We start from the raw sequence: 16,764 nt of genomic DNA on the forward strand, positions 1-16,764 counted from the left end.
AGAACAAACGATGAAAATCCGATTCTTGATTAAAGATTCCTCTATATTCCAGAAAATAATGGCTGCCTTTCTGGCAGCCTTGTTTCCGCTCATGGCGATTACCTGGTTGATTAATGAGAAGGGTTCGGACAATATTCGGAGTGAAATTTCCGAGTCTATTCTAAATACGACTCGCTTCTATCTGGATTCACTCGACAAGGAAGCAGACCGGATCAGCCGTTATTTGCCGAACTATGTGATGGACAAAGACTTGATGGAAATTGCAACTACAGGCAATTACATGAGTTATTACGATCGTGCGCAAAAAATATTAGATATCCAAAGACGGCTTGAATTGATGAAGAACTCAAGTCCATTTATTCAAGAAGCAAGGGCGTATATCCCTCTTATCGACCGAACGATTCTTAGCAATAAATTTGAAACTTCGATGAATAAGCAGGAATATGCTTCTATGCAGCAAAACAAGAGATTATACGAAGAACCTTTCATTTACTGGAACGATCGATTATTTATTTCCATGCAATACCCCATTAATACCGTTAAAAATCCGATTTATATCGTAGCGGTTGAATTATCGACTATCAAAATCCGAGAAACGTTATCTCAAATCGGCAGCTCGCGTGGTGGACAGAGCGTATTGCTCAATCTGGAACGTGGTTGGGAGATCGAGAGTGACATGGATCCGGAACTGCTGGAACAAATGAAATCCTTCGCTGCGGATAAGCGGGAATTGCAAAAAGACGAAGGATACGAAACGATTATGTATAATGGTAAGCGGTTTCTTACGGTATATAAATACTCCAGTCTCTGGAATTCCTATTCGATTATGTGCATTCCCGAAGAGACGATTTTGGGTTCTCTTGAGATCTATCGAACATTGTTCTGGTGGGCTTGCGCACTAGCTGTGGGTATTGTCGTTTTCTTCTCCTACTTTCTATTACGATTTATCTATCGGCCATTAATGAAACTTGTGCATTCCTTTCGGCGCGTTCAGCAGAATAGGCTGGAACCGATCGTGATCGATCGTGGAGCCGATGAGTTCGGGTATTTGTACCAAGCTTTTAATAATACGATCCGATCCTTGAAAACACTAATCGAGGAAAATTACGAGCAGCAAATCAGGAACCAGCGTTCCGAACTGAAACGATTGCAATCGCAAATTAATCCTCATTTTTTATATAATTGTTTTTTTGTATTGTGCCGGTTAATTAAATCCGAGAATCAGAAGGAAAAGGCTTATCAATTCTGCCTGTACATCGGACAATATTTTCAGTTCATTACTCGCGATGACGAGGATGATATTCCGCTGGGGCTGGAGGTCAATCATTCTCGCACGTATGTAGACATGCAAACCATATGTTACGGAGACCGTATTCAAGTCAAGTTCGAAGGTGATGTTCCCGATCTCTTCGTGCCGAGGCTGATTCTGCAGCCGATCATCGAAAATGCTTATAAGCATGCCTTGGGCAATATGATTCAGCAGGGTGAGCTATGGGTTCATTGTGAGCGGGTGGGTGATGTATTCTCCATCTATGTCGAAGATAATGGCAGAAGCATCTCCGATGCGGAGATCGAACAGCTTCAGAAGCGACTGCGTCAATCCACCACTCGGATGGAGGAAACAACCGGAATCATAAATGTGCATCGCAGAATACAACTGCGGTACGGTGAGGAATATGGCATTACAGTGTCACGTTCTGCTCTTGGTGGACTTCAAGTAAGAATCAATCTGAGCGCGAACTAGAGGAGGAATCAGCATGTACCGACTGCTAATCGTCGATGACCTTCCCATTATTGTCGATGGTCTTCTGGAGCTATTCAATGAGACCGATCATTTACAACTCGAGGTTATGAAGGCATATTCAGGTGAAGAAGCACTGGAGGTACTGTCTCATCATCGTATTGATATCGTGATTTCCGACATTAAGATGCCTGGACTGGAAGGGATTGAGCTGCTTCGGGAAATCAAATCCCAGTGGCCGGCCTGCAAAGTTATTTTCTTAACAGGATACAATGATTTTCATTATGCAAGGAGCGCAATTACGTACGGTGGGTTCGATTATATTCTGAAGGTCGAAAGTGATGAGAAAATTATTCAGTCCGTAGAACGGGCGATTGAGAAAATTGAAGAAGAAAATAACCAAGAACAGATGATCGCTAGAGCGCAATCCAAAATGAGACTGGCATTGCCCTCCCTGCAAAAAGAGTATGTGTGGGAGCTCTTTCAAGGCAAGCATGTATCGGATAGCCAATTAAAGCAGGCGTTCAAAGAAATCGATATCCCGCTTGACGCGACATTGCCGGTTTACTTGCTCATAGGCAGGGTAGACGCATGGAAAGAAATGTTCACGACGCCGGATAAAGCGTTATTGACTTACGCCGTACAGAACATTTGCGATGAGTATTTGTCCACGCAGGTCAGATGCTATTCCGTTGTATTCGAGTTATCCAAAATCGTCTGGATGATTCAACCGAAAATCCCGGATGGATCGTCTATCGAATACGGGGATCAGGATTGGATCAGAGCTCATCGGTATACGAGCGGTATTCTGGAGACTGTGCAGGGAAATTGCAAGAGATTGCTGAGTTTATCGGTTTCTTTCCTTCTTGGAAGTGAAGCAACGACATGGGATAACATATCTGATCGGTTTCACTCGATCAAATACGGCCTGGTACAAGGACATGGATTATTTAATGAGGTCATATTGACCGATAAAGACATTCAAAGAGAAGTGAACGGTGATCTGAGTGGGAACTACCACGATGCCTTCTATCACGCCCGTGTTCAATTGCTGATGTCTTGTGTCGAGAATAATCATCGGGAGCAATTCAACAAGCTGTATGCCGAACTAACGTCCATTTGGAATGATGAGGAGTCGCCGAATGAGCGGAAGATCGAACTGTATCATTCGCTTTCAGCTATTTTTCTGTTCTATATCCATAAGAATCGGGAAATTCGGGATTACATCAATACGCTGATGGATCTGGATAAGTTATATCGCTATGGTGATTCCGCATCATGGTCGGAGCTGATTCAATACTTCTCGCAAATGGCGGATTGCTTCTTCGAATGGAATGCGCTGCGGGGTACGCAATTGCCGACAGAGGTCGTGAATAAAGTACATCGATATATTGAAGAACATATTTCCACTGATATCTCCTTAAATGCGCTGGCCGATTACGTGAGCTTGAATCCATCTTATTTGTCCCGACTTTATAAGCAAATCACTGGAATGGGGTTATCTAAATATGTGAACGACTATCGTAACCTGATCGCCAAAGATATGCTGCTCAACACATCGATGAAAGTGAATGAAATTGCTGCTGCCCTGGGGTACAACTCAGCGCTTGCGTTTATTCGCTTCTTCAAGAAGCAGAACGAAACGACGCCGCAAGATTTCCGTATGGCAAGGATCCATATACAGAATCAAGGTCAATAAATGTATATGAAATGTCAGTAACGATCTCTTTTGCCTCCGTTCCTACCGCCTTACAATGGAAGTACACTAGGTGCGCAAGAGGAGGAGTAGTCTTGAGAACATTAACAGCTGTATTACTTGGCGCTGGCAGTCGAGGAAGATATATTTATGGGCCCTACGCGGAGAAGTTCCCGAATGAATTAAAGATTGTTGCCGTAGCTGAGCCGGATGATGAACGTAGAAATCGATTTGCAGAGATTCATAGAATTGCCCCAGAACATGTCTACGATTCTTGGGAGAAAGTATTCGATCAGGGTCAAATTGCGGACGTGATGATAATTGCTACGCTCGATCGGATGCATTATATACCAGCGATGAAAGCGATGGAGCTAGGCTATCATGTCATGCTAGAGAAGCCGATGTCTCCTTCCATGGAAGAATGCATCGAATTGGAGCAAGCTTCGCTTCGGTATAAGCGATTGCTCGTCGTAACCCATGTCCTGCGATATTCCCCGTTCTGGTCTGGGATCAAAAAATGCATCGAAGACGGTGAACTCGGAACGATAGGTACGATTCAATTAACCGAAAATGTGGGCTACATGCATATGACACACAGTTATGTCCGCGGGAATTGGCGCAATTCGGAGGAGACGAGTCCCATGATCCTGGCCAAATCATGCCATGATCTGGATCTCATCTCATGGCTTATGAATCAACCGTGTACAAGCGTGAGCTCGTACGGATCATTATTGCATTTCAGGGCGGAGAACGCTCCGGAAGGCTCCGCGGATCGCTGTATCAACGGCTGTGAGGTTGAGAAGGAATGCGCCTTCTCGGCGATGAAAATATATATTCAGCCCCCGGAACACCCTTGGGCACGCTATATGACGAATGATTTGTCGCAAGAGGGGATCTTGAAGGCGCTGAAGGAAGGACCGTGGGGTCGCTGCGTGTATCGCTGCGATAATAATGTCGTGGATCACCAGGTAGTCAACATGGAGTTCGAGAACGGAGCGAATGCATCGTTCATCATGTCAGGGCTGACACAGAGCGGCACGCGCCGGGTTCAAATTATGGGAACACAAGGCGAGATCATCGGGGATATGGACAAAGGATCTTTCACGCTGTACCGCTATGTATCGGGCGAGAAGGTTGAGATTGGCTGCAATGTGGAAGGCGATGGTCATGGAGGCGGCGATGACCGTATGGTAAGCTCATTCCTGCGGAATGTGCGTCAATTCGACAGCAATCCATCGCAAGGTTTGACCTCGGCGACGGCATCCCTGCAGAGTCATTTGATCGCATTCGCGTCGGAACATTCGAGATTGAACGCAGGTCAGGCGGTCAAGCTTTCGGACTTGCAGAAGAAAGGACAAATGTCTGTATAAGATCAAATGATACTAGGAAGCCTCTTTCGAAGTGATGGGATGCCGTCATGGAGAGGGAGGTTTTTTAGTATGTATTTGATTCAAGAAATCGAGTCAATATGGAAAAGGTTTTTCGTTACATAATCTCAAGGCATAATAAAAGACCGCTCTACTGGAATGACTTCCGGATCTGCGGCCTTAGGACAAGATTCTATTATAGGGTCAATCTGTATCTAAAGGTGGTGAAATTAATGGAATTTAACAGTCTTGATACGAGCTTCTTCTTCATAGGTGAGTGGTTTTGGGGATCTTGGAGTGTGCAAGTGGCGTTGCACAGAATATTCCATTTTTTGATAATCCTCATTACCTGAATTCATCGTTGGATTCCAATTTTCCGTTACCCAATTTTTAAGTTCTTTAAGACCTGCTAGCATTTCCTCCAGCCTCCTTTGGCGAAGAAACAATATATTTTGTATTGTTCTGGTTACGCTTTCATTATATCATAGAAATTAGTTTTTTAAAGCTGTGTCCACGTGAAAAACACAGTTTTTAAGTGAACATTGTGTGTTAATTAGGGTTTGTGCTTCCTATGGAGAAAAGTGTCTCCTTGTAGGAGACACTTATATTAGATTTAAAAGGATAATCTATTGCCCTTGAGAGCCGCAAAAAATTTCTAGTAATTACCAATACGGCAGATGACTTTAAGGTCGTAGATAGTGTTACTCTGATAATAACTAGAGCTGCATATATCGTCCGATATTCTATTTTTAATTGGAAAATAAGGTCTTATTTTATGGGCATTTACTTAAATGAAACTATTTTTCTAGTATGATCGTTCTTCCGGCGGAAATAAATTTTATTTTTAAAAAAATAGAGAAAATAATTTACAGAACTAAATTTAAGTGATATCTTGAATATGTAGAAAAGAAACCGTTCACATCTTAAGGGGGATTATCAATGACACTCAACAAGTTCCACGGAATTATACCTGCCTTCTATGCTTGCTATGACGATCAAGGAAATATTTCCGAATCCCGGACACATGCCTTATGTGATTACTTATTTGAAAAAGGAGTTCAAGGTGTTTATGTGGGAGGTAGTTCTGGAGAATGTATCTACCAGAGTCTGGACGAACGCAAAGCGGTACTTAGCTATGTAGCTAGTAACCTGAAAGGTAAAATGACACTGATTGCTCATGTAGGAGCCCCTTCTACTAGAGATAGTATCGAATTAGCAAAACATGCGGCGAGCTTAGGATATGATGCACTATCCGCAATCCCACCTATATATTTCAAATTACCTGATAGTGCAGTAACTAAATACTGGAGCGATATTATGGAGGCAACTCCTCTACCGTTCATTATCTATAACATTCCTCAGACTACGGGATATACACTAACTCCAGCTTTATTCGAGAAACTGCTTACTAATAAAAAAGTTATCGGCGTTAAGAATTCTTCTATGCCACCTATGGATATTGAACGCTTCAAAAGAGTGGGTGGAAAAGATGTAGTGGTCTTTAATGGACCGGATGAACAGTATGTTGCGGGAAGAATCATGGGAGCCGATGCTGGCATTGGTGGTACTTATGCAGTTATGCCGGAGCTGTTCTTGCAAGCTAATACATTTGTACTTGCCGGCAAGTTAGAGGAAGCAGGACAACTTCAAAGTGAGATCAACGATATCATCATCGCGCTTTGTTCCCTCAAGGGTTCTATGTATGCGGAAATTAAAGAGGTTCTGAGATTAAGAGGCGTAAACATTGGTAGTGTAAGAGCACCGCTTGAAGGGGTAGCCGCTGAAGATGCTGGTCCAATCGCAGATATTATGAAATTGATTGATCAAGCGATCGAAAAATATTGTGGTTAATGCAATGAAGAGAACCATCGTATGCTTTGGTGATTCCAATACTTGGGGCTACGACGCAAAGACGGACCAAAGGTTTATTGATGAAATACGTTGGACCGGACTTCTACAATCAGAACTGTACAACACTTACCGGGTCATAGAGGAAGGGCTTCCTGGTAGAACCAGTGTTAGTGACGATCCGCTATTTGAAGGGTTAGCCGGAATATCTTATCTCTATCCATGCCTCATGTCACATGCACCACTTGATTTGGTAGTGATCATGCTTGGGACGAATGATACGAAAGAAAGATTTGCACTAACTTCTTATAACATCGCACAAGGTATTGTTAGGCTCGCTCATAAATCTAGAGGGAGCGGGGCAGGTCCAGCCGGAAAAGCTCCAGAAGTGCTTGTATTGGTTATTCACTAGTTCTCTTAAGAACAGTTCAGATGTTGTGAAGATGCCTCCAGACTGGTGGCCTAAATCGATCACATTCTCCAACTATGTGGATGTGTTTCAGAACCAACCGGCTTTGAGATGGACATTTAATAGTATTTATGTCTCAGGTGTATCTACGATTATCGTTATTATTGTAGGCGCTATGGCTGCCTATGCATTCTCAAAGATCAATTTTAAAGGTAAAGATATCATCTTCATTATTTTCATATCGAGCTTGATGATTACTAAAGAAATTATGATCGTGCCTTTATTCCGGATTACACAGCAATTTGGAATGGTGAATTCGTATAACGGTATGATTTGGCCGAACGTCGCGGGTGCATTTGGAGTCTTCCTATTAAAAGGATTCTTCGATTTAACCCCTAACGCTTTAAGAGAAGCCGGAAGAATAGATGGTGCAAATGAATGGAGAATCTTCACTCGCATCATGGTGCCTATTATTAAACCTGGTATTGGAGCCTTATTTATTCTGAATTTCGTGCAAGTCTGGAATGATTATTTGTGGCAGCTGGTTATAGGCCAAGAGAACAAAATGAAAACATTAATGGTTGGTACTGCAACCTTAATGCAGGATCTGAATCCTAATTTCGCCTATAAAATGGCCGGAGCCACCATTGCTGCAATTCCGATGTTGCTAGTGTTCATGTTATTCCAACGTTTCTTCACCAATGGAATTACAGCAGGAGCAGTCAAAGAATAAATAAAAATGTGGAGTGGGTTACTGATGAATACTGAAAATAATGTACTTAAAAAGATAAAACATAAACTAGTCGTCTCCAGTCAAGCCTTACCCGAAGAACCGCTGCATAGTCCGTTTATAATGGGAAGAATGGCTTATGCAGCATACTTGGGCGGTGCTTCAGGTATTCGGGCAAATAGCGTAGCGGATATTCAAGAAATTAAGAAAACAGTGGATCTACCTATCATTGGGATCATCAAAAGGGTATATGAAGGTTCTGAAGTGTTCATTACACCAACCCTGAAGGAAGTAGATGAGCTTTACCGCGAAGGGGTAGATATCATTGCTATGGATGCGACGGACCGGACTCGTCCGGATGGATCAACCATCTCAGAACTATTTCCTCACATAAGAGAGACCTATAAAGATCAACTGTTTATGGCAGATTGCTCTACATTTGAAGAAGCTGCTAAAGCCGTTGAGCTGGGGTTTGATCTTGTGGGAACTACCTTAAGCGGATATACAGAATACACCAAAGAGCGGTCACTTCCAGATTTCGAACTAGTTAAACAAATCGTAAGCAACTTCTCTGTGCCTGTGATAGCTGAAGGCGGTGTTTCCACTCCTGAAGAACTGAAGACAATGTTCGATCTAGGTGTTTATTCAGCAGTTGTCGGCTCAGCGATTACAAGACCAATGGAGATTACCAAAAGGTTTGTAGACGCTATTCAGCAGATTGCCGGAGAGGGTAGATAAGGATGAGAATTCTCGCTGTAGATATTGGCGGTACCAATACCAAGATGTGTATATGCGATAAACTTGGGAATGTTCATAACTTTAAGGAGTATGCAACTGAGAGCCACTTGGGAGGGCCGCATGTAATCTCAAGATTGCTTGATAAGATTGCAGAAAATGATGATTTTGATGCCATTGCTATAAGTACAGCCGGTCAAGTCAATGCTGAAGAAGGAATTATAGTCTATGCTAACGAAAATATACCTAGCTATACAGGGATGAAGATTAAGGAAATTGTAACTAATCATTTTCATAAACCTGTTATGGTAGAGAACGATGTGAATTCAGCAGCATTAGGCGAGGCTTATTATGGTGCTGCCCAGAACTTTAACAATTTCTTATGCTTGACGTTTGGCACGGGCATTGGTGGTGCCATTGTATTGAACCGCCAAATCTATAAAGGAGCAGATGGGGTGGCGGCCGAATTTGGTCATATCCTGACACATCCATTGTCAGATGCGGTGGAGGGACTGCCTTTTTATGAGAAGTATGCTTCAACCACTGCTTTAGTCAAGATGGCTCAGCAAGCAGATCCCGAATGTACAGACGGAAAAGTCCTTTTTGATAAAATTCACAAAGGGGACGAAGCTCTGAAACAGATCTTGGATTCATGGGTAACTGAGGTGTCCGCGGGTTTAGCCTCAATTATTCATATTTTCAATCCATCCGCTATAATTATTGGGGGCGGTGTTATGGAACAAGAAGATTTAGTTCAAAGGGTAGAGGAACGGACGAAGTCTTTAATTATGGAGAGTTTTGCGGGTGTAAGAATTGTTAAGGCCTCACTTGGGAATAAGGCAGGCTTGCTTGGCGCTTCCTCTTTATTCGCACATTAAATCATTGTAAAGGAGGGGCTTATTTGCGAACAATCAGTATTTTTTCTTCTATTCATTCCAAGTACAATAATTTGACGAATACGGAGAAGAAGGTAGCGGACTACGTCCTGGAGAACACGAGAAGTGTTGTCTATATGTCGATTACTGATCTTGCAGATGCGTGCGATGTAGGTGAATCAAGTATTTTTCGATTTTGCAAATCTTTAAGTTATAAAGGGTATCAAGAGTTCAAGATTGCACTCGCTCATAGTATCACTGTAGAGAATGAGATCCCGCAGCTTACGGATCAAATTCTAATGGACGACACTACTGAAGCTGTGGCTTCCAAAGTGCTGACCACAAATGTAAGTGCACTGAACGAGACCTATAATTTAATTGATATACAGAAGATCAATGAAGCTATTGATTATATGATAAACGCGGAACGAGTATCATTTTTCGGCGTAGGCTCTTCATTAATCACGGCGATGGAAGCCAAAATTAAATTTATGCGCATTACTAACAAAACGGAGTGTTTGATGGATTCACATCTTCAGATGATGTCTGCAGCGCTGATGTCTAACCGAGATGTCGCTGTAATCATTTCTTATTCCGGCTCAACGAAAGATAGTATCGAAGTTGCAAGAAAGGCGAAGGAACGAGGCGCTAAGGTGGTGTCCATTACGAGATTTGAAAAGTCACCTTTAACATCGTATTCGGATCTTACCTTACTTTGTGGTGCTAATGAGGGTCCTCTGCAGGGCGGTTCATTATCTGCTAAGATCTCACAACTCTATCTGCTGGATATTTTATATGTGGAATATTTCAAAAAGACTAGTGAGCAGTCCATTATCAATAAAGAAACAACAGCTGCAGCAGTTAGTGAGAAGCTCCTATAAGTGCGAGTTCAAAAAGTATGGTTTTTAACACCGAGAAGATTGGATGAAGGTAGAAACTGAGGAGCGGAGCGTAGTGGAAGCTACGTGAGCACCGGAAGTTTCGCCTGAATTCAATATTCGATGTCGAGTAAGCTTCTTGGGCTACTTCGTGATCAAAAGCGGACTTTTTGAACAACCTCTGTAAGATAATTGAGATGTGGGGAGAATCAGACATTATGATCTTAGGTTCATTGTCATCTTGGGAAGAGCATAGCAGATACGAGAATTCAGTTATTGTAGAGACTATTGAGGAATTGAAAGTCATCTTACAACACGAATCTGATCTTGGGCGAATCGAGATCCGCGGTAACGAGATATACGTTTCGATTATGGCGCTTGAGGCGAAGTCGCTAGAGGAACAGGTTGCTGAAAAGCATGAGGCTTATATTGATGTGCATTATCTGATCGAAGGTGAAGAAACGATCGGTTGGTCCCCTCTGCAAGAAGGGATCGAGGCTACTAAGCCTTACGATGCCGAAGCAGATTATGCGCTTTATCCTCCGTCATCCGATGAAATTTTGTTAACTTTGAAGCCGGGGATGTTCGCTGTCTTTTTCCCGCATGATGTACACAGACCTGGTATGGGTCAACCGGGCATGAAGATTAAGAAGGCTGTTATTAAGATACATGTAGGGTTATTAAGTTCATAGATTTTGTACAAGAGTGACAGACACATTCGATATTCTGAACGGTAAAAGTCAATAAAGCAGCGATTCTCCTTTTTATTGGAGGATCGCTGCTTTGCGTTTCGGTCATTTGCAGCTTGCTTCTGTAGATTATGGGCAGGTAAAAGCCAAATCGACTTCTAGCACTACTGAAGAAGTGAAACGGAAGCTCTGATAGATAATTAGGGAAAATCTCCGTAAAATTCTGCGATTTTTGCTTATTTGACTAATAATTAGGGGAAATCTCCCTCTAATTCAACTGATTCGTTGGTGAATATAGATATTACCACGATTTTTAGGGAGGAATTCCCTAATTCTATTCATTAAAAGCAATTATCGGCTATAATCAGGGGGATTTTCCCTAATTACTCTCTACAAAGAATCCGTCCGATAATCAGGTTTCTCTAATTTTGTGACAACCACGTCTAATTTTACGTATAAACATTATAACGTTATATTTACTTAACGCGCTATTCGTGTTATTTTAAACATTATAATGTTATATGGAAAAAGGTGAGAACAATGGATGAAAGATACGTGCTCCGTCAGGTGAAACGAGTAAGCGGAGAAGAGATCGACATTGTAATCGAAAATGGCAAGATCGCTGAGATCACCCCGGCAGGTGAGGCGCATGGGGAGCAGGAGTGGGAAGGTTCAGGCGCGTACGTATCCAGTGGCTGGATCGATATGCATGTGCATGCCTTTCGCGAATTTGATCCGTATGGTGACGAGATCGATGAGATCGGTGTCCGGCAAGGGGTGACCACTCTAGTCGATGCCGGTAGCTGCGGGGCGGATCGGATAGGTGATCTGGCTCTGGACGCGTCTCAGGCTAAGACGAATGTACTGGCTTTCTTAAATATCTCGCGGATCGGACTGCTAAGAATTGATGAATTGTCCAACTTGGAATGGATTGATAAGGAGAAGATCCTGCAATCCGTCCGAACCTACGGGGAGATAATCGTGGGATTAAAGGCTAGGATCAGCAAAAGCGTTGTGGGTGCCAGCGGGATTGAACCACTGCGTATTGCACGAAGCCTTTCAATGGAGACGGGCCTGCCGTTAATGGTACATATCGGTTCAGCACCGCCAGATATCAGAGAGGTTATGCCCCTTTTGCAGCGTAAGGATATCGTGACCCATTATCTCAACGGAAAAGAGAATAATTTGTTTGCTGCGGATGGTCAGCCGCTTCAGGTACTGACTGAGGCCATTGAACGGGGAGTTCATCTGGATGTGGGGCATGGAACAGCAAGCTTCTCTTTTAAGGTAGCTGAGGATGCTAAACGTAATGGTATTGGATTGAATACGATTAGCACGGATATCTATCGAGTGAACCGATTGAAGGGACCTGTCTTTAGCATTTCTAATGTACTTTCCAAGTTTCTATGTTTGGGCTATGCTCTGGATGAGATTGTGGCAGCGGTTACTTCCAATGCAGCGGAATGGCTGGGCAGGCCGGAGCTGGGCCGAATTCAGGTGGGAGATCCTGCAAACTTGACTCTCTTCACCCTGCAGCATAAGTCTGCAGTGCTTGTGGATTCTGAAGGAGAAGAAAGAATGACGGATAAAGTAATCCATGCAAAAGGAGTGGTTATAGGTGGGGAATTCATTAAATGCGAAATACGGGCTTAAACGCGTAATCAATGCAAGCGGCAGAATGAGTATCTTGGGGGTGTCGGCTCCGTCTGACACAGTGATGGAGGCGATGAAGCAAGGCGGACAGAGTTATGTGGAAATAGCGGATCTGGTGGATAAAGCCGGAGATTACACGGCACGAATTCTCGGCGCTGAAGCAGCGCTTATCGTTAACTCAGCCTCCAGCGGTATTGCATTGTCCGTTGCGGCGCTAGTGACCCAAGGCAATCGGCGCCGCAGTGAACGTTTGCACCAAGAAGCCATTCCACGCAATGAAATCATCATTCTGAAGGGGCATAATGTACAGTACGGAGCTCCTGTGGAAACGATGGTCTATCTAGGTGGTGGGAAACTAATTGAGGTCGGTTATGCGAATGAAGGCCGGGCCGAGCATATAGAGGATGCCATTTGTGAGCAGACGGCTGCCATTCTGTACGTGAAGTCCCACCATGCAGTGCAGAAAAATATGTTATCCGTCGAAGAAGCATGGGAGATCGCAAACCGTAGGGGCATTCCACTAATCGTAGATGCAGCAGCGGAAGAAGATCTCTGTAAATATGTGAAATACTCTGACCTGGCGATTTATAGTGGTTCTAAAGCTATTGAAGGGCCTACATCCGGTATTATCGCCGGCAAACGTAATTATGTGGAATGGGTTAAGGTCCAATTGTATGGAATAGGACGCAGTATGAAGGTTGGTAAAGAAACTTCCTTTGGTCTGCTGCAAGCACTAGAGGAATACATGGTCAAGGAAGACAAGAGTGACACCGAGAAAGCGTCTTTGCAGGGATTAATGGTGTTGAATGATCTTCCGGGAATTCGTGTAACCATTGTGCAGGACGAGGCGGGCCGTGCCATCTATCGCGGTCGGGTTCAAGTTGATCCAAAGCAGGCTGGTATTACGGCGAAGGAATTGGTAGAGGGGTTGCAGCAAGGCGAGATTGCGATCTATACCCGCGATTATGGAGTGAAGCAGGGATATTTCGATATTGATCCACGGCCGCTTCTGGGGGATGATCTGCACGTGATTGTAGACAGCATTCATAAATTAATAGGGGGACAATAAGATGACGATTTCACAACGTTTTTATAAGGGCCGCACCGCATTAAATGTACTCGCTAAAGATATCGCTAATGCTAAAGAGATTTATGAAGCGGCGGAAGGTTATGTACTGGTCGGTGTGCTCTCTAAAGATTATAAGTCGGTAGAAGAAGCCGTAACAGCCATGAAGCAATATGGTCAAGAGATTGAAGATGCGGTATCCATTGGCTTAGGTGCAGGGGATAATCGCCAAGCGGCAATTGTGGCCGAGATTGCTAAGCATTATCCGGGTAGTCATATTAACCAGGCATTCCCGGTGGTTGGAGCTACACGCGCTAATCTTGGTGGGAAAGACAGTTGGATCAACAGCATGATCGCCCCTTCTGGTCACGCTGGTTATGTGAATATTTCTACAGGAGTCTTCAGCGCTGCGCAGAGTGAAGCGGCGATTGTACCTATAGCATCGGCAATTGCGCTTGTTCGGGATATGGGTGGTAATGCACTGAAGTATTTCCCGATGGAGGGATTAAGCCGTGAAGAGGAATACCGCTCTGTCGCTAAGGCCTGTGCTGAGGCAGGGTTCGCACTCGAACCAACCGGTGGAATTGATATGGACAATTTCGAGGAAATACTAGAGATTGCGCTTGAAGCAGGGGTGCCACAAGTGATTCCGCATGTCTACTCATCCATTATCGATAAAGAATCGGGCCAGACCCGGACCCAGGATGTGCGTGATTTGCTTGGAATTATGAAGAGGCTGACAGATAAATATGCCTAAACGAATCGGGGCATTCGGAGAAGTGATGATGCGTCTGCAGGTGCCGGGAGTTCAGCTGCTATCCCAGGGAAACAGCTTAAACTATTCATTCTCTGGTACCGGGGTTAATGTCAGCGCTGCACTGGCACGCTTCGGGCATGAAGGTTATTTGATTTCCCGTTTGCCGACTACTTCCTTGGGAGAGGCCGCCGCCGCGTATTTGCGGAAGCTGGGCATCTCTTCTAGCCTCGTTATACGAGGAGGAGAATATCTGGGCTTGTATTTCTTGGAGAACGGATTTGGTGCACGTCCAAGCAAGGTAACTTACAGCAATCGTCTGGAGAGTAGCTTCAATACGGCTCCTGAGGAAACTTATAATTATGAAGAGATTGCGCGAAGCCTGGATGTGATCCATTTCTGCGGCATTACGCTGGCTATGAACGATAGTGTACGTCATCATATGAAATCCTTGGCTAGAGCTGTCAAACAGCAGGGTGGGACTGTGATCTTTGATTGCAACTATCGTCCGTCCTTGTGGGGACCGGAAGGCTATTCACAAGCGAAGCCGCATTACGAGGAGATGCTGCAGCTGGCCGATATCGTAATGATGAATGAGAAGGACGCAATCTTTATCTTGGGGATCAGCACTGAACAAGCTGAACGTGAAGAGCAACTGATCGAACTGATTCCAGCAGTTGCGAAGCATTACGATATCTCGGTGATCGCAGGCACCCATCGCAGTATTCATGGCGACAACTCACATTCACTGCGTGGGTTTCTTTATAAGAATCAGAGCTTCTTCTTTTCGGATACGCTGAGATTTCTCGTCTATGATAGAATAGGGGCTGGAGATGCCTATACGAGCGGAATTGTGCATGGCGAGCTAACAGGATTTACACCTGAGCAGACAGTACGGTTTGCCGCTGCCGCTAGTATGTTAGCCCATACTGTCGAGGGCGACACTCCCATGGCTTCAGAAGCGGATATACTTCGAGCTATGACTCTATCCGTAGGCGATGTAGAAAGGTAGTGAACCTCTTGAGTTTGTCCCGAAAAGATAAGCCCTTATATATGCAAATTGCAAATATTATAAAGGATCGGATTCTACACGGAGTCTATCCTATTGGATTGAATATTCCTTCCGAGCCTCAGCTAGAGCAGGAATTCAATGTCAGCAAGATCACTGTACGCGGTGCCATTCAGGAGCTCGTCCAAGAAGGATTTCTGGAAAAGGGGAGCGGCAAGGGGACGAAGGTGATCCGTAATACCTCATCATCCAAGCTGTCCAAGTGGAAAAAATTCACGGAAATTCTAGTGGATGAAGGGCACCAAATTCGGAAGCAATGGCTGAAGGCGGAGCGAGTATATAATGAAGTCGAAAGCGAAGCCTTTCGTTTATTCGGCGAACGTTGTATACGCTTGGAACGCATATATAGTCTCAATGATATTCCATACGTTCATTACACGCATTATTTAGTAAATGGTATGGATGATTTGGATCTACTGGACTTAAATGCCCAGTCCTTGTATGAACTGCTTGAAGAGCGGAGCGTTTCCTTAGAGAAACTGCGTGATGAATTTTCCGTTGCCGTTCCTCCGCCTGATGTAGAGGAGATATTGCTCCTTGATAAGAAGTGTCCCTTGCTGAAGCGAACTCGTTATTCTTATGATGAGCTGGGCAAGGTAACTGAGTATAGTGTAGGCTTTTACAATACAGAGCTGCAGAATTATGTAGTGAACTATGAGGTGTAGTTAAAACGACTCGTGATATCGCTTGGTCAATGATTCATTAGCAAGAAAACCATACGCAATCACATCTCCAACATAATGCAGAAATTGAAAGTTAAAGGCCGTTCACAAGCGGTTGTCGAGCTGATTAGGCTTGGGGAGCTAAAAGTGACGCATTTATACCTTCTCCACCTTTACGGGTGTGGGGAGGTTTTTTGTTGTAGAGGAAAACTAAAACCAAGCGATTGCTGTCCACTGATGGATGTTATCGCTTGGTTTAGTGTTTAAGATCGATATTCATGGTGTCAAAATCAACCTTGCATTTAGCTCTTATCATAAAATCAATACCAACAATTCCATCAAAGCCATAAGGCTCTTGTATCGAACCAAGCTGAATTGGTAAATCAGTCAAAGTAATAAGTTCAATGAGTATGTCAGGAATCTGCTGCTCATAGCAAATTTCGCTAGTCCCCCCAACCCCATACATTCGTTTTGCTCGTCCATTAATAAAATCAATATGGATGCCTATTACAGCTAATGCATCGGTATCAAAGACGGTTGCCGCACTTCTAAAAAAAATTCTTCTATAACCTCAACGTCGTTTCTGCTCGTA

General features: G+C 43.9%; 17 protein-coding genes and 1 pseudogene. 16 read left to right on the forward strand and 2 right to left on the reverse strand.

The annotated features are described in order from the left end of the window. Positions 1-10: 10 nt before the first annotated feature. The 3 genes from MKX60_RS09515 to MKX60_RS09525 all read left to right on the forward strand — a co-directional run bounded on the left by MKX60_RS09515 (position 11) and on the right by MKX60_RS09525 (position 4,807). A complete protein-coding gene (locus tag MKX60_RS09515; protein ID WP_076286024.1) occupies positions 11-1,744 on the forward strand; it encodes a sensor histidine kinase in 1,734 nt (577 codons plus the stop codon). A 13-nt stretch (positions 1,745-1,757) separates the two neighbouring features. Next, positions 1,758-3,440 carry a response regulator gene (locus tag MKX60_RS09520; RefSeq protein WP_341059610.1) on the forward strand — a complete coding sequence of 561 codons (1,683 nt, stop codon included), beginning with the start codon at positions 1,758-1,760 and terminating at the stop codon, positions 3,438-3,440. A gap of 92 nt (positions 3,441-3,532) precedes the next feature. Beyond that, positions 3,533-4,807 carry a Gfo/Idh/MocA family protein gene (locus tag MKX60_RS09525; RefSeq protein ID WP_076286026.1) on the forward strand — a complete coding sequence of 425 codons (1,275 nt, stop codon included), beginning with the start codon at positions 3,533-3,535 and terminating at the stop codon, positions 4,805-4,807. A 227-nt stretch (positions 4,808-5,034) separates the two neighbouring features. On the opposite strand, the gene MKX60_RS09530 is transcribed toward MKX60_RS09525, so the two are convergent. Further along, positions 5,035-5,220 carry a hypothetical protein gene (locus tag MKX60_RS09530; protein WP_042130754.1) on the reverse strand — a complete coding sequence of 62 codons (186 nt, stop codon included), beginning with the start codon at positions 5,218-5,220 and terminating at the stop codon, positions 5,035-5,037. Between the two features lie 523 nt (positions 5,221-5,743). Between MKX60_RS09530 and MKX60_RS09535 the strand changes: the two genes are divergently transcribed. From MKX60_RS09535 to MKX60_RS09595, 13 genes and pseudogenes are all read left to right on the forward strand, one after another. Continuing rightward, positions 5,744-6,655 (forward strand): dihydrodipicolinate synthase family protein, encoded by a 912-nt coding sequence (locus MKX60_RS09535; RefSeq protein WP_341059611.1) that lies wholly within the window; start codon positions 5,744-5,746, stop codon positions 6,653-6,655. Between the two features lie 4 nt (positions 6,656-6,659). Beyond that, positions 6,660-7,064: a GDSL-type esterase/lipase family protein gene (locus tag MKX60_RS09540; protein WP_341059613.1), complete on the forward strand. Its 405-nt coding sequence runs from the start codon at positions 6,660-6,662 to the stop codon at positions 7,062-7,064. After that, on the forward strand, positions 7,045-7,794 hold the full coding sequence (locus MKX60_RS09545) for a carbohydrate ABC transporter permease (protein ID WP_341059615.1): 750 nt from the start codon (positions 7,045-7,047) through the stop codon (positions 7,792-7,794). The genes MKX60_RS09540 and MKX60_RS09545 overlap by 20 nt, the downstream gene beginning before the upstream one ends. Before the next feature lie 24 nt (positions 7,795-7,818). Continuing rightward, positions 7,819-8,529, forward strand: a complete 711-nt coding sequence (locus tag MKX60_RS09550) for an N-acetylmannosamine-6-phosphate 2-epimerase (protein WP_341059616.1) — start codon at positions 7,819-7,821, stop codon at positions 8,527-8,529. Between the two features lie 2 nt (positions 8,530-8,531). Continuing rightward, complete coding sequence (locus tag MKX60_RS09555) at positions 8,532-9,404, forward strand: ROK family protein (RefSeq protein ID WP_076286030.1); 873 nt, start codon at positions 8,532-8,534, stop codon at positions 9,402-9,404. Between the two features lie 23 nt (positions 9,405-9,427). After that, complete coding sequence (locus MKX60_RS09560) at positions 9,428-10,282, forward strand: MurR/RpiR family transcriptional regulator (protein WP_076300453.1); 855 nt, start codon at positions 9,428-9,430, stop codon at positions 10,280-10,282. Positions 10,283-10,497: 215 nt separating this feature from the next. Beyond that, positions 10,498-10,971: a YhcH/YjgK/YiaL family protein gene (locus MKX60_RS09565; protein WP_341059617.1), complete on the forward strand. Its 474-nt coding sequence runs from the start codon at positions 10,498-10,500 to the stop codon at positions 10,969-10,971. Between the two features lie 537 nt (positions 10,972-11,508). Continuing rightward, a complete protein-coding gene (locus tag MKX60_RS09570; protein WP_341059619.1) occupies positions 11,509-12,621 on the forward strand; it encodes an amidohydrolase/deacetylase family metallohydrolase in 1,113 nt (370 codons plus the stop codon). Further along, positions 12,587-13,690 carry a DgaE family pyridoxal phosphate-dependent ammonia lyase gene (locus MKX60_RS09575; RefSeq protein WP_341059621.1) on the forward strand — a complete coding sequence of 368 codons (1,104 nt, stop codon included), beginning with the start codon at positions 12,587-12,589 and terminating at the stop codon, positions 13,688-13,690. The genes MKX60_RS09570 and MKX60_RS09575 overlap by 35 nt, the downstream gene beginning before the upstream one ends. Position 13,691: 1 nt before the next feature. Continuing rightward, the gene (gene dagF, locus MKX60_RS09580) at positions 13,692-14,444 is read left to right on the forward strand and encodes a 2-dehydro-3-deoxy-phosphogluconate aldolase (protein ID WP_042191361.1); all 753 of its coding nucleotides are present in this window, start codon (positions 13,692-13,694) and stop codon (positions 14,442-14,444) included. Further along, complete coding sequence (locus MKX60_RS09585; RefSeq protein ID WP_042191359.1) at positions 14,437-15,453, forward strand: sugar kinase; 1,017 nt, start codon at positions 14,437-14,439, stop codon at positions 15,451-15,453. Before dagF ends, MKX60_RS09585 begins: the two co-directional genes overlap by 8 nt. An 8-nt stretch (positions 15,454-15,461) precedes the next feature. Then, positions 15,462-16,175 (forward strand): GntR family transcriptional regulator, encoded by a 714-nt coding sequence (locus tag MKX60_RS09590; protein WP_076286037.1) that lies wholly within the window; start codon positions 15,462-15,464, stop codon positions 16,173-16,175. 2 nt (positions 16,176-16,177) lie between these two features. Further along, positions 16,178-16,322, forward strand: a pseudogene (locus MKX60_RS09595) (LuxR C-terminal-related transcriptional regulator); the annotation flags it as partial. A gap of 106 nt (positions 16,323-16,428) precedes the next feature. Here the strand turns inward: MKX60_RS09595 and MKX60_RS09600 are convergent. Next, positions 16,429-16,638, reverse strand: coding sequence for a hypothetical protein (locus MKX60_RS09600; RefSeq protein ID WP_081383030.1), 210 nt, complete (start codon positions 16,636-16,638; stop codon positions 16,429-16,431). Positions 16,639-16,764 lie beyond the last annotated feature (126 nt).

The organism is Paenibacillus sp. FSL R5-0914 (assembly GCF_038004525.1).
Classification (GTDB): Bacteria; Bacillota; Bacilli; order Paenibacillales; family Paenibacillaceae; genus Paenibacillus_AQ.